Origin of the sequence: Bifidobacterium psychraerophilum (genome assembly GCF_000741705.1) — a bacterium.
Taxonomy (GTDB): domain Bacteria; phylum Actinomycetota; class Actinomycetes; order Actinomycetales; family Bifidobacteriaceae; genus Bombiscardovia; species Bombiscardovia psychraerophila.
Window position 1 is genome coordinate 351,526 of record NZ_JGZI01000010.1, and the last position, 13,410, is coordinate 364,935.

Genomic DNA, 13,410 nt, shown 5'->3' on the forward strand with positions numbered 1-13,410 from the left:
TCGGGGGAACACGGTATCCCCAATGCGCTGAGAGCATATAGACTCAATATATGGAGACTCTAAATATAGATGACCACCGTACAACGCCGTCACCCGTGGACTATGGCGTCCTCGATTCAGTCAGCAATGCAAGATTCTATAATCCGCACGCGATTCTCGGAGGGCATCTCGGCAGCGAAGAGGCCGAGGGCTCGGTGACGATACGGACACTGAGACCGTTGGCGAAGCACGTCGTCATCATCACCCAGTCCGGTGAGTACACGGCCCAGCACGAGTTCAACGGCATCTTCACCGCCGTGGTCCCCGCGCAAAGCAGCGGGTCGCAATGGTCGGTGCCCGATTACCGGATACGCACCACCTATGAGAACGGGGTGACGTTGGTGGAGGACGATCCCTATCGCTATCTGCCGACGGTCGGTGATGTGGATATCTATCTCTTTGGCGAGGGAAGGCATGAACGTCTGTGGGAGGTTCTTGGCGCGCATGTCCTGCATTATGACGATCCGATGGGATCCGCCGACGGGACGCCGGGGCGACAGGTCGATGGGGTGTCCTTCGCGGTCTGGGCTCCGAATGCGCATGCGGTCCGGGTGGTGGGAGACTTCAACTCCTGGGATGGTCGCAGGCACGCGATGCGCGAGATCGGATCCTCCGGCATATGGGAGATCTTCATACCCGGCCTGCATGCGGGGGCGCTCTACAAATTCGAAATCCTCAATGCCAATGGCGAGTGGAAGATGAAGGCCGATCCGATGGAGCGCGGCCACCAGATCCCTCCGGCCACGGCCTCCATCGTGGTTGATTCCCATCATGTCTGGAAGGATGAGGACTGGATGGATCGTCGCAGGCGCAGCGATCCCCATGCCGGCCCGATCAGCATCTACGAGGTCCATGCGGGAAGTTGGAAAGAGGGCCTCGATTACCATGAGCTCGCGGATCAACTGGTCGACTATGTCAAGAAACTCGGTTTCACGCATGTCGAGTTCATGCCGCTGACGCAGCACCCGTTCACCGGCTCTTGGGGATATCAGGTGACCGGCTACTACGCCCCGGATTCCCGTCATGGCTCCTATGACGACATGAAGTATCTGATCGACTCATTGCATCAGGCCGGCATCGGCGTGGTGATGGATTGGGTTCCGGCGCATTTCCCCAAAGACGACTTCGCGCTCGGACGCTTCGACGGGACGCCATTGTATGAGGATCCCGATCCCCAGCGTGGTGAGCATCCCGACTGGGGTACCTACGTCTTCAATTTCGGACGCAACGAGGTACGCAATTTCCTGGTCGCCAACGCCCTGTTCTGGTTGTCGGAATTCCATATCGACGCCTTGCGAGTGGATGCGGTGTCTTCGATGCTGTATCTCGATTACAGCCGCAAGGACGGCGAATGGCACCCGAACATCTACGGCGGACGTGAGAACCTCGAGGCCATCTCCTTCCTCCAGGAGACGACGGCCACGGCTTACCGTGACAATCCCGGCATCATGATGATCGCCGAGGAATCCACCTCATGGCAGGGCGTCACCGCACCGACCGATGCCGGTGGTCTCGGATTCGGGCTCAAATGGAATATGGGATGGATGCACGACACGCTCGAATACATGCATGAGAGTCCCATCAACCGTAAATACCATCATGATGAGATCACCTTCTCGATGGTCTATGCCTATTCCGAGCATTATGTGCTCCCGATATCCCATGACGAAGTCGTTCATGGCAAGGGATCGTTGATGGAACGCATGCCCGGTGACGATTGGCAGCGTTTCGCCGGCGTCAGGGCGCTTTTCGCCTACCAGTGGGCCCATCCCGGCAAGAAGCTGACCTTCATGGGCAACGAAATGGCCCAGTTCGGCGAATGGAACAACGAGCACAGCATCGACTGGGACTCGCTGAACTGGAAGGATCACCAAGGCGTGCAGCGGCTGGTCTCCGATCTGAATGCACTGTACCGGAACAGCCCCGCGTTGTGGAGCCAGGATTTCGATCCGGCAGGGTTCCAATGGCTGACGAGTGACGACTCCGATCACAATGTGCTGAGCTTCCTGCGCATCGGCAGTGGAGGCGAGCAGATCGTCGTTGTGGTCAACTTCTCAGGAAACGCTTGGCAGGACTACCAGGTACCGCTTCCCCAGGGCGGTGCATGGAAGGAGATGCTGACTACTGACGACGCGATTTACGGAGGTTCCGACATCCATAATGGAAGCTTCGTGGCGCAGGAGGAAGCCTATCATTCTCGTGAATGGTCGGTGAAACTCACGATTCCTGCGCTAGGAGCACTATTCTTGGTACCTGAGGACTGACACGATGCACCTTGAGCGCATCCACAAAGTAAGGCTAACGTGAGTATGATCAATAATTCAATGTCTCCCGCAAAACCGCATACGATCCTGGTGGTCGAGGATGAACCGACGTTGGCCACGGCCATCGCACAGCGACTGACGGCGGAGGGTTGGACGGCGAGGGTTGCATCCGATGGAGCCAGCGCGGTTCAGGCTGCGGCACAGTTGCGCCCGCATCTGGTGATCATGGATATCATGCTTCCCGTCATGGATGGTCTTGAGGCCACCAAGCGCATCGTCGCCGAAAGGCCCGTGCCGGTGCTTATCCTCACCGCACGCGATGACGAGGCGGACAAGGTGATCGGTCTCGGCGCAGGAGCCGATGACTACATGACCAAGCCCTTCTCGATGAGAGAGCTGATCGCACGGTGCAAGGCGCTGCTCCGCAGGGTCGAGAGGGCCAAGGTCATTGCGAAGAATTCGGAAAACGAGAAGGTGCTCGATTTCGGCTCGCTGATCATCGACCCCGCCCAGCGCATCGTCACGATGGATGGCACGCAGATCCATCTGACACCTACGGAATTCGATCTGCTGGCCACACTCGCCCGTAAGCCGAAGTCCGTGCTCACACGCGAGAAACTGCTCGAGGAGGTCTGGGACTGGGTGGATGCCTCCGGAACCCGTACGGTCGATTCGCATGTCAAGGCATTGCGGCACAAGCTCGGCTCGGAGATGATCAGAACCGTGCACGGAGTCGGATATGCCTTCGAACCACCGGAATCAGGTCCGGCAGCCTGATCGCCATCGTCAACCGCCACAACGCTCAGGGAACAGGTTTCGCACAACACCATGCAAAAGGCTTCGAAGCATAGCTCTTCACCACATGTGGATCCAGAACGACCTATCGGTTTTCTTTCCTCGCTGAAGGGCGAGCTGAGCATGCTGATTACGATTTCCACGGCCATCGCCTTCGTGATGGCCTGGTTTCTGCTCAAGGTCGGATGGAGCGGATGGATCTCGATGCCACTGACCCTGATTGTGGCCCTTGGCATCACCTACGTCTTCTCCAGGGGGCTCACCTCTCCCCTGCGGCAGATGCGCGACGCGGCCACGGCGATGTCCGGCGGCGACTACACCGTCAGGGTGCAGGCGGCGACGCTCAGCCACGATGAGGTGGGGCAACTGGCCAGATCCTTCAACGAGATGGCCGAAGAGCTGCAGCATGCCGATCAGATGCGTCTGGACATGGTGGCCAACGTCAGCCACGAACTGCGCACCCCGGTCTCCGCACTGCAGGCGATGGTCGAGAACATGGCCGATGGCGTGACCGAGCCCACCGAAGCCAATCTCGACAGCATTCTTGATCAGACGCATCGGCTCTCGGATCTGATCGCCTTCCTCCTCGACCTCTCCCGCATGGAAGCCGGTGCGGCCAGCCTGGAAATCGATGCCTTCGACTTTGCGGACTTCATCGACGAAACCGTGGAACCCTTGGAGATAGCCGATGCCGGACACGCCCACGACATCCGCATGGATGTGCCGGAAGGCATCACGATGGAGGGTGATCAGGATCGTTTGCGTCAGCTCTTTACCAATATCATCGCCAACGCTCTGAAACACTCCGCAGATGGCACCACCGTGCTCATCGAGGCCCACGAGGGAGAGGACGAGGGAACCATCGTGACCAATGTGGTCAACTATGGTTCGCAGATTCCGCAGGAGGCCCGCTCCGACATCTTCCGACGCTTCGTCAAGGGCAAAGCCGGCCCCGGAACGGAATCAGGCGGTACCGGTCTGGGACTGTCCATCGCGCGCTGGGCCGCCCAACTGCATGGCGGCAGCATCGTCGTGGTGGACGATCCGCGCGGCGCCGACTTTGAGATCACGCTGCCCAAATACCATATGGCCCAATATCAGGGCACCACGGTTCAGCGCCCTTAGGAGCATGCCCTTCCCTCCGGTGCTTCCCGCCTCAAGAGCTCCGGGAAGCGCTGGAGGCGGAATACTCCGAACGATGACGAATCGACATCCGGACATGCTATATTCGAACATATGTTCGAAACTTCCGAAAGCCGTCCGATCCCCCGTGGCTCGATCCCCCGTGGCTCGATCCCCCATGGCTCGATCTTCCACGCCCTGATCCAGCCGACGCCGGTGCCGCTCGCGTTGGAATCCGTCAGGGCCGGGTTCCCATCGGTCGCCCAGGATTATTTCGCCGGGGACTTCAGCTTCGATGAGAACGTCATCATCCACCCGGATACCACCTTCATCCTTAAAGTCGCCGGTGACTCGATGGAGGGTGCCGGCATCTTCGATGAGGATCTGCTGGTGGTGGACCGCTCCCTGGAACCGCAGGAGGGTGACGTCGTCGTAGCCATCCTGGATGACGAACTGACGGTGAAACGGCTGCTTATGCACGGGCACGTACCGATCCTCCATGCGGAGAATGCCCGGTATCCCGATTTCATACCCCAGGACGATCAGAGCCTCTCCATCTGGGGAGTGGTGACCGGTAACTACCACAGCCAACGGAACACGACCATGATCCACCACGGCAATACCCCATCCGGGCACACACCCCTCCCGGGGGTCTCCTCATCGTCGGCGGCGGCACGGACCGAAGCGGCGCCACAGACCGGGGCATCCAGAGACGCCAAGGCACGGGTCAACAGCGCCTACGCCTCATCAGGGTGGCGATGAGCATGGCTGACGGCACGATCTCCGCAGACCCCGGCGCAGCCATCGAGGGCATCGAGAACGACGATGAGGCCTATGCGATGGTTGACGAGGATGCGGCGCTGAGCTCCGGGTCCGATGACGGACAGGACGCCCGGACTCCCCCGCGCTTCGTCCTGGCGGATGCCAACAGCTTTTTCGCCTCATGTGAAACGGTATTCGACCCCTCCCTCGCCGGGCGCCCCGTGGTCGTGCTCTCGAATAATGACGGATGCGTGGTGGCGCGCAGCGCCGAAGCCAAACGGCTCGGCATCATCAATGGCACACCCTGGTTCAAGATCAGGGAGCAGGCAATGCACGATCACGTGGTGGCGCGCAGTTCGAACTATGAGCTGTATGCCAGCCTGTCGCATCGCATGATGAGCGTCATGAGGAATTTCCTGCCCGATCAGGAGGTCTATTCCATCGACGAATGCTTCCTCAGGGCTACGGGCGAGGATGAGGCCTTGAGAAACACATGCTCCGACATGCGTGCCGCAGTGCTCAAGGGCGTCGGCATCCCCGTGAGCGTGGGGGTGGCGCCAAGCAAGACCCTCGCGAAGATCTCAAATCACTGGGCCAAGCAGCACAGCGGGAATGGCGGCATCACGCTGTGGAACCACATTGACCGGAAGCATGGCGATGAGGCCCTGGCCAGTGTTCCCATCGACGACATCTGGGGGGTCGGACGTCGACTGACCCGCAAACTCATGGGGATGGGGATCACCAACGCCCTTCAGCTCAGAGATGCGGATCCGGTGATGATACGCCACAGATTCTCGGTTATGTTGGAGCGCACCGTACTCGAGCTGAGGGGTGTTCCATGCATCGAGGCCGACTCGGATGCGAACGGCGGTGTACGCAAATCCCAGATCCTCTGTTCACGCATGTTCTCCTCGCCCGTCACAGGATTCGAAACACTGGCGCAGGCTCTCAGCGTCTACGCCCAGCAGGCCTGCCACAGGCTCCGCCGCCAGCACGGTCTATGCGCACGCGTCGCCGCATTCAGCTCCACCAGCCCATACCGTCAGAACTACACGAGAATCTCCGGATCGGTGGTGCTCGACGATCCGAGCGACAGCCCCATCATCATCGCCAAGGCGGCCTGTGACGCCTTGCGCCCCTACGTCGATCCGCATGCCCAGTACATCAGGGCGGGCGTGCTGCTGCTCGGCCTTTCCCAAGCCGATAGCTACCACACGCTGGAAGGTTTCGAAGCGTCCCGGGACGAACATGAACTCGGTTCGACCATCGAAGACATCTCCCGGCGCTTCGGGCCACGCCACGTCGGCATTGGATATGGCGGCATGAGAGGCGGCGGCCACCAGGATGCGGATACCGGGGCGCAGTGGACCATGCGTCGCGACATGCTCTCCGGGCGCTGCACAACGCGCTGGGATGAGCTGGCTGTGGTCCATGCCAGATAGGTCGTCGTCACTCATGCCCCGCCGTGCTGGCGATCAGCAATGCGGTCAGGGTGCATAGGCCTTCATCACTCAAGGCCCGCATGCATTCGCGCAGCGTGGAGGCGGTGGTGATGATGTCATCGACCAGAATCACGCTGGAATATGCCTGAAGCCTCAGGCGGGAACGTACATGGACCAGCCCGTTGATTCTGTTCGCCCTGCCGCGTGATCCCGCGACCTGGACGGATTTCCCGGCATTGCCACGGATATCCAGCCCATTCACCAGACTGGCGTCAAGACCCGATGAGCGTAATTGCCTCACGACGGCACCCGCCAAATCCAAGGTGTGCAGACGCCCACGGTGACGCAGGGAATGGCGGGAGGAAGGCACCGGAACGACGGCGATCCGCATGGTCTTCACATCGGTCCGCCGGCGAAGCGCCGGGATTACGACGCGTCTGGCCAGTAGGGCCATGCTCGCCCCGAACACCCTGCCGAGTTCAAGATCGCCGTGATCCTTCCACGCCAGGATGGCGGCCCTGGTCGAACCGCGGTACAGGGCTGAGGCAAAGCAGAAGGCCATCGCCGTGCGGGGCATGGGCCTCGCCACAACATCGGACAGTCCACTGAGACATGACGGGCACAATAGCTGGTCAGGCATGTCGCATCCTGCGCAGCCGCGTGGGAACAGCAGGAATCCGAAGGCACGCAGACAGCGGGATGCCACCGTCCTGAAGCCGCCGTCACCGCGCAGCCCATCGAATCGTATATGCATGTGCAGCATCACAACATGACGCCTGCCATCCGGCGTCCCCGGACGTCCATGGTGGTCGGATTACGGCCACCACCGGCCCTCAGTGGACAGTCGGCGACAATTGGGCGATGATGCGGTCGGCGACGGCGATCGTATCGTCGGGATTCGCCACCCGGATAGGCATCGTGCCCGCAAGCGCGGCCGGATAATCATTGCCATCGGGATCCATGCGGTCGCCGATGAAGATGATCTCATTGACCTCGACCTGGAGTATCGAAGCCAACTCACGAACGGCATAGGCCTTATCGATGCCACGTTCGGAAATATCCACGCTTGTCGACCCGCCCGACCTCACCTGCAGATGAGGCAGATCAGCGGCGACTGCCGCGGCCAGGGCGTTCTTTTTGCGGTTGCTCGGATCCCAGGCCTCTTTCTGCTCGACCGGGGCCTGCTGCCCCAAGGCCGAAAAGGTGATCTGGCTGCCACGATCCTCGACACGGTGCCCCCAGGGGTGCTCCTCCCAGATGCCCAGTTCCTTGGCATGCCTCTCCAATGAGGCGACGGCCGCGGCACGATCCCGCGCACTGAGATCATGGGCATACACACATTCCCAGTTATCACCGCCCCAACGGAAATAACGGGTTCCGCTGGTCGGCATCAGATGAAGTCTGCTTCTGTCCGTTGCGATGTCGAGACCATCCAACACGTCCAGCACCTGCTCCTTGAACTGCGCGAAGCGGCCTCCCGAAACGATGGCCACGGTGGTCAGGTGGGTCAGAGCGGCCAGACGCCTGCCCATGCCTTCGGTCATGCGCATCTTCGAGCGGGCCAGGGTGCTGTCGAGGTCGAAGGCGACGACGCGCACCGTCGTGCACATGGCATCGATATCCGCCTGCTCCCATGATCGGGGAATCGTAACGGCTGCTGGGACTGTCATCTGTGCGCTCCTCACTGACCTAACAACGGACATCAGTCATCGTAGTACATCACCGTGTGACACGGGGCGTTGCCGGGAGCCCCGAGGAAGACATATGGTTGGCATATGACGTATCAGGCACCCTGGCTTTCAAGCACCAACCGCAACAGGCACGGGCGTGGCATGCGCCGTCCGATGTTCGGCACCCGGCTTCCTCATTACCGGACCAGATCGGGCATGTTCGACGATATGGTGGCCGGACAGCTCAAGCGGCTCAATGAGGCGTGGCCCGAGTTGATGAAGCCCGTGGAATTCGCGGTCGAGGATGTGCCACCCTCAACACCGACGCCCTGGGATGAGGGTGACCGCACACTGTCCCAGGGTTTCGCGGCCAATCATGGCATCCCTGCGCGTGTTGTCCTCTACCGTATGCCGATACAGATGCAAAGCCGTGACCGCATCGAATTGCAGTTCCTGATCCGGGATGAGGTGGTGATGCGGCTCGCCGAGCTCTATGGCAGGAGCCCTGAAGAGATAGATCCCATGTGGGGCGTGTGATCCGCCACATGTGGCGCGCCTGATCCCAAGGCACGCCCCGACCCACCGGATGCGCTATCTTACGGCACCCGGGCGTTGGTTGGCGTTGATGTATGAGCTGCGTGGCATCAAGGCGGTCTCCGATATGAATCCCAGTCCCGCGACCTTGGCCTTGCTCAGATCCGCACTGTTCAGACGTGCATTCCACACCACGGCATGGTCGCTGTCATCGAGCGTTATCGCAGCCACATCATCGCCGAAGGCATCGGCGTCCACACTGGTGGATGCGTTGGCGCCCAGGGTCACCTTCCTGACCTCCAAGGCCTTGCCCTTGGAGTCGTAACCCGAGAGGGTGAGCGTTGTTTCGGCATTCGCCGTGTTGGCCAGCACAAGGGTCGCGTCGAGTTGCCCGGGCAGCACGATCGCGCTTGAATCAACGGCCTGCGTGGATGCGACCAGACCGAAGTCACGCTGACCGCCATCACCTGAGATGCTGCTGGTGGCGCTGACCTGCACCGCTTCGTCTGAGGTCACGGATATACCCAGCGCATCATCCGGGGCCTGACCCAGATCCTGGACCTTGACCTGCTCCGCCTTCAATGAGTATTGATGTGTGTCACTCAGGCCTTTCTCGGTCATCCAGGCGACGTTCACGGAGGCATCCGTCTTGGAGAACAGGCTCAATGACACATCATCCCCCTTCGTGACTCCGGGAAGCGCAATGCTTTGCGAGGCGTCCGCGAGGGGCGTGGCGTAATCGGAGCCATGCGGTGTGAGACCGTCCATGACGGTACTCCGCACCACTGCGGCGACAGGTGTCTCACGACTGCTGACCGTAACGTAGAGGGCATCCTGGCCAGGCGCGGCCGCCGATACATCGAATACGCTCTCTTCACCGGCGCCCACGGTGATGGTGCTTCCCGTGGACAGGGCCAGACTGCCGCTGCTCTTGCTCCCCCAGACGCGGATGCTGACGGCGGTTGACTTTGAGGATGGGTTGGCCACGACCAGCTGCTGGGAGCTGCCGGTCTGCGTGCCTGGCAGCAGGAAGGATTCATCCAGGCTCGGGCTCACGCAATTCGATGCCGATATCCCGCGCAGATCCCCCTTGCTCGCCCATGATGCCACTGAGGATGAAGCGCCTTCACCGGAAGATGCCTTGAGCAGCTGGGTTGTCTGTATCAGAGGGCTTTTCTTCACGGAGACGGCGGACATCAAGACGCTTGCCGCATCCAGGGGATCCGAGTCCTGGAGATTCGTGGACTCGGCATTCGCGGATATCGGCGTCACAACGGACTCGAAGACGGATCCGAAAGCCGCCTGTCGCGCCGAAGAGGTGATGTCCCCTTCGGATGCCTGGTATTCCGAGTCGCCATATTTGCCCGAATCGGCCAGACTCATCTGTGCGGGACAGTAGGACTGCACGATATTCTGGCTGACCTTCTGCCGTACGGTCGATCCATTCCGCCCGGTTCCGTCAACCAGTGTCTCCGGAGGATGCACCAGAACCAGAACCGCCGCCAGGGCGACAATGACGATCATCGTGAACGCGCCAAGCAGCAGCCTGCGTATACGTCCCATATTGCGCATTCCCTTCTGTGCCGAATCGCTCATGATCGCTCCCGCCTCGTTCGTTCGGCCCGTGGCACGGCCACAAGGCAATAGGTGACCGCAAGAACGCCGAAGCACCAGAGCCATGCGTATCGCCAGGGATTGGACACGGCCTGCAGCTCGCCGCTGCGGTCAATGCCCTGATCCGCGGTGTCATCGGAAGTCAATCTGAAGTAGGTGCCGTTTTCGTTGCTCACCACCGACTGGGTGCCATCGCTTGCCGTGATGTTCGAGACCAGGGTTTCGCTCGCGGTCCTATCCGACAGCCCATCGGCGTCATCATCGCTGGCGACGACGAATATTCCCCCCAGCCCCAGCTTCTCCAACGCGGAGATCGCATCGGCATCGGCATTCGACAGCAGATGCGAGGAGGCCGTTGCCAGGGTCTGGCTTGGCCCATCCGTGTATCCCGAGGCCATCATGGCCCATGCCGCCGGGTTGTTATCGATGAGATCGCCTCTGGCGGTGCGCATCACGGAGAAGCTCACACGATTATCGGATTCGGCCTCCAGGACGAGTATGCGGTGCCCCGGTTTCTGATCGAGATAGTCGACGCTCACCATCGGCAGTCCTGAACTCTGGGCGCTCACGCTGCCTTCGTCGCGGGTCTGCATCACGCCGTAGGCCCCCCACAGCAGCACGCATGCGACCATGAACGCGGCGAGCAGCGACCGTCCGACACGCACCGCCACCTGGGGCATCCGTGAGGCGGAAGCGAGTTGCATGCGTGCCGGATCCGCCCGCTCGTGAACCAGCACGAATGGACGCACCGCACTTCCCGAGATCACGCATACGCAGGCGAGCAGACCGAGCAGGGCCAGACATAAGCCCGGCAGGGCCGATCCCGCCACGGCGCCTTCCGCATCCAGTCCGATCATCACGCGGGTGGAGACCAGGCTCAGCACCACCCCGCACAGCACCATCGCCCACAGCATCCTGGTGATGCGCAACGCGAAGGGCAGCACCAAGGTGCACACCGCCATCACGGTGACCAGCAGCAGGGAGATCAACAGCATCGCTTCCACGAAAGCCGCGCTCATGCCGAACATTGCATCGCTGGTGCCGTCAAGAACGATGCGTCGGAGCATCTCCCCGACGCTCATCGCCTTCGGCGATCCGTTCAGGGCATGGCTTGGCAGCATCATGTCGCCGAAGAGCTGGCGCCAGGCACCTGAACCGAAATGATGCACGACGTTGACCAAAGTAGGTGCGATCGCGAATGCGGAGGGCAGAGGGATGAGCAGCAGCATCGTTCTGTGCTGACGCACCGTGACCAGGAAAGCCATGAATATCACCACAAGGGCAAGCACCAGTTGCGGCTCGGCCGTCACCACCGGGATGAAGCACAACGCCGCCAAAGCGGCGCATTGGATCGAGGAGTGGGGCGTGTTCGGATCCTCCGTCCGGTACATACCCACGGCGCGCAGTGTGAACGCGATGCTGACCGGCAGGAACATCATGACCACCAGCATGCTCACATTGCCTTGCGTGTAGAGTCCCATCGCCCATGCAGCCGCGCACCACAGCAGTCCGGCCGCGGCACGTACAGGGTTCGACCTGGTCACCGTTCCCGCGAGCGCCCAGAAGGACAATGCCATCAGCGGCGCGGATATGAACAGCAGCACGGCGATAACAGCCGCCATATTGCCTGCCGTGAACACACCCCCCACCAGCAGCAGCAAGGCGTAGGGAGCCGCCGGGGCGGGCACCCCGATGCCCACCGCATATGACCAGGACGTCGTCGCCGCGCGGGCGGCCTGCGCCCATGAGGCGGCCGTCGGCAACAGTGCCTCGGCATTGATCGCCCCACCCAGGAACACGCCTCTGAAAGGCCCCCAGAGCACGGCGATCTCGACGCCTGCCGCTATCACCGTCATGGCGAAGGCCCAGAGGGCGCGACGCCTGAGCTGAACCTTCAGATGTGCCTTCGCCAAGGGGCTGAGCAGCGGTACGTTCCCCTGCTGCACGAAAGCACTGTTGCGTTCGCGCCATCGCGAGATCTGCTGTCGGCTGGCCTGCAGCATATGCAGTTTGCCCAGCGACACGCTTGCGGTCCTGGTCACCAGGCGCCTGGCCTGCACGGCCTGCGGGAAACGGACGAGCATCCGCCACGGCTGCCAGAACTCACACCATGCCTCATAGGGCTGCTTGCGGAACATCAGCACGAAGAACATGGCCAAGGACGTCACCAGGCTCCACAACCACATCAGTGGCCACAGCAGCATCCCGCTGTCCGTATAGCGGTATTTGCTCCTCGCATCGATAACGGCCATCGCGCTGCTGACCGGATACTCATCGGACACGGCTTCACCGGCCCTGTCGCGCACACCTTCGAATCGTGCGCGTCTGTGCGCGATCACCGCCGATGGGACGACCAGGACACGGCCTGAACTCAGGCAGACCCGTCTGCAGAAATCGGCAGACTCCCCGAATGTCCCGAACCAGGAGTTCACCCCCGAAAGCTTCTTCAATGTGGATAAGGGCAGCAATGCGCCGGCAAGGGAAACGGCGAATACATCCTGCCGTGCGTCGTACTGCTCCTGATCCGGTTCGCCGTCCACCACCAGGCTGACCGTCTGGTGTCTGCCCGCATATCTGCCCACATCATGCAGACCCTCGCCGCTCCACCCGACCTGTTTGGCACCGAGCAGCGAGGCGCCGGGAGCATTGCGCCAGGCCTCGACCAAGGTATCGAGGCATTCCTGGTCACGAGGGCGGGAATCGTCATGCAGCAGCCACAACGCCCTGACCTGGCTGGGAAGCTTCGCATAGTCAAGGGCCTTCTCAACGGCGTTGCTGAAGGAAACGGCCCCTTTGGCGCGCACCACCTGCACCTGCATGGTCTTGACATGGGGGAAACCACCATGCTGTGATGCCGCGGGCGTCATCACCTCCACGGCCGAATACATCGGTTCGGTGGTCTGTCCCGAACAATCCGCGACGACGATAACGGCAGGGAGCACACGCTGACCGAGTACGGCCCGCACCGTCTGCCCGAAGTACCGTAGATCCTCCCCGACGGTTATGACGGCAGCGACGCTGCCTTCGACTCCCTGACGGTGCATACTGGGTTCTTCAGCCAGGATCGAGGCAAGTTCCCTCTGGACGTCCGACTGATTGGAAGCTACGAAACTCATGGTTCCAGTGTACGCATGAGCTTCACCACCTTGGATTTACGACCGGGGCGGG

The 13,410-nt window shown here is 61.2% G+C and carries 10 protein-coding genes; 6 read left to right on the plus strand and 4 right to left on the minus strand.

All coding sequences use genetic code 11. From position 1 onward, the window contains the following. Nucleotides 1–50: 50 nt before the first annotated feature. From glgB to BPSY_RS08685, 5 genes are all read left to right on the plus strand, one after another. On the plus strand, nt 51–2,303 hold the full coding sequence (gene glgB, locus BPSY_RS08665) for a 1,4-alpha-glucan branching protein GlgB (RefSeq protein ID WP_033495387.1): 2,253 nt from the start codon (nt 51–53) through the stop codon (nt 2,301–2,303). 45 nt (nt 2,304–2,348) lie between these two features. Beyond that, complete coding sequence (locus tag BPSY_RS08670; RefSeq protein ID WP_033495385.1) at nt 2,349–3,080, plus strand: response regulator transcription factor; 732 nt, start codon at nt 2,349–2,351, stop codon at nt 3,078–3,080. 141 nt (nt 3,081–3,221) lie between these two features. Then, entirely contained in the window at nt 3,222–4,223 is a 1,002-nt protein-coding gene (locus BPSY_RS08675) for a sensor histidine kinase (protein WP_420796621.1), read from the plus strand. A 111-nt stretch (nt 4,224–4,334) separates the two neighbouring features. Next, complete coding sequence (locus tag BPSY_RS11475) at nt 4,335–4,982, plus strand: LexA family protein (RefSeq protein WP_081884360.1); 648 nt, start codon at nt 4,335–4,337, stop codon at nt 4,980–4,982. 2 nt (nt 4,983–4,984) lie between these two features. Continuing rightward, nucleotides 4,985–6,424 (plus strand): Y-family DNA polymerase, encoded by a 1,440-nt coding sequence (locus tag BPSY_RS08685; protein WP_238556836.1) that lies wholly within the window; start codon nt 4,985–4,987, stop codon nt 6,422–6,424. 7 nt (nt 6,425–6,431) lie between these two features. Here BPSY_RS08685 and BPSY_RS08690 read toward each other — a convergent pair whose 3' ends face one another. Continuing rightward, complete coding sequence (locus BPSY_RS08690) at nt 6,432–7,178, minus strand: ComF family protein (protein ID WP_157809793.1); 747 nt, start codon at nt 7,176–7,178, stop codon at nt 6,432–6,434. A 79-nt stretch (nt 7,179–7,257) separates the two neighbouring features. Further along, entirely contained in the window at nt 7,258–8,094 is an 837-nt protein-coding gene (locus tag BPSY_RS08695) for an HAD-IIB family hydrolase (RefSeq protein ID WP_033495384.1), read from the minus strand. Nucleotides 8,095–8,199: 105 nt separating this feature from the next. Between BPSY_RS08695 and BPSY_RS08700 the strand changes: the two genes are divergently transcribed. Next, nucleotides 8,200–8,631, plus strand: a complete 432-nt coding sequence (locus BPSY_RS08700) for a metallopeptidase family protein (RefSeq protein ID WP_033495382.1) — start codon at nt 8,200–8,202, stop codon at nt 8,629–8,631. A gap of 54 nt (nt 8,632–8,685) precedes the next feature. Here BPSY_RS08700 and BPSY_RS08705 read toward each other — a convergent pair whose 3' ends face one another. Both BPSY_RS08705 and BPSY_RS08710 read right to left on the minus strand, forming a co-directional pair. Continuing rightward, nucleotides 8,686–10,224 (minus strand): DUF5719 family protein, encoded by a 1,539-nt coding sequence (locus BPSY_RS08705; RefSeq protein WP_033495380.1) that lies wholly within the window; start codon nt 10,222–10,224, stop codon nt 8,686–8,688. Continuing rightward, nucleotides 10,221–13,358, minus strand: a complete 3,138-nt coding sequence (locus BPSY_RS08710; protein WP_033495378.1) for a glycosyltransferase family 2 protein — start codon at nt 13,356–13,358, stop codon at nt 10,221–10,223. Before BPSY_RS08710 ends, BPSY_RS08705 begins: the two co-directional genes overlap by 4 nt. Nucleotides 13,359–13,410 lie beyond the last annotated feature (52 nt).

Excerpts from the sequence above, each read along its gene's own strand:
- BPSY_RS11475 (WP_081884360.1), top strand. The coding sequence starts at position 4,335 with ATGTTCGAAACTTCCGAAAGCCGTCCGATCCCCCGTGGCTCGATCCCC.
- BPSY_RS08690 (WP_157809793.1), bottom strand. The coding sequence starts at position 7,178 with ATGCATATACGATTCGATGGGCTGCGCGGTGACGGCGGCTTCAGGACG.
- glgB (WP_033495387.1), top strand. The coding sequence starts at position 51 with ATGGAGACTCTAAATATAGATGACCACCGTACAACGCCGTCACCCGTG.
- BPSY_RS08670 (WP_033495385.1), top strand. The coding sequence starts at position 2,349 with ATGATCAATAATTCAATGTCTCCCGCAAAACCGCATACGATCCTGGTG.
- BPSY_RS08685 (WP_238556836.1), top strand. The coding sequence starts at position 4,985 with ATGGCTGACGGCACGATCTCCGCAGACCCCGGCGCAGCCATCGAGGGC.
- BPSY_RS08700 (WP_033495382.1), top strand. The coding sequence starts at position 8,200 with ATGACGTATCAGGCACCCTGGCTTTCAAGCACCAACCGCAACAGGCAC.
- BPSY_RS08695 (WP_033495384.1), bottom strand. The coding sequence starts at position 8,094 with ATGACAGTCCCAGCAGCCGTTACGATTCCCCGATCATGGGAGCAGGCG.
- BPSY_RS08705 (WP_033495380.1), bottom strand. The coding sequence starts at position 10,224 with ATGAGCGATTCGGCACAGAAGGGAATGCGCAATATGGGACGTATACGC.
- BPSY_RS08675 (WP_420796621.1), top strand. The coding sequence starts at position 3,222 with ATGCTGATTACGATTTCCACGGCCATCGCCTTCGTGATGGCCTGGTTT.
- BPSY_RS08710 (WP_033495378.1), bottom strand. The coding sequence starts at position 13,358 with ATGAGTTTCGTAGCTTCCAATCAGTCGGACGTCCAGAGGGAACTTGCC.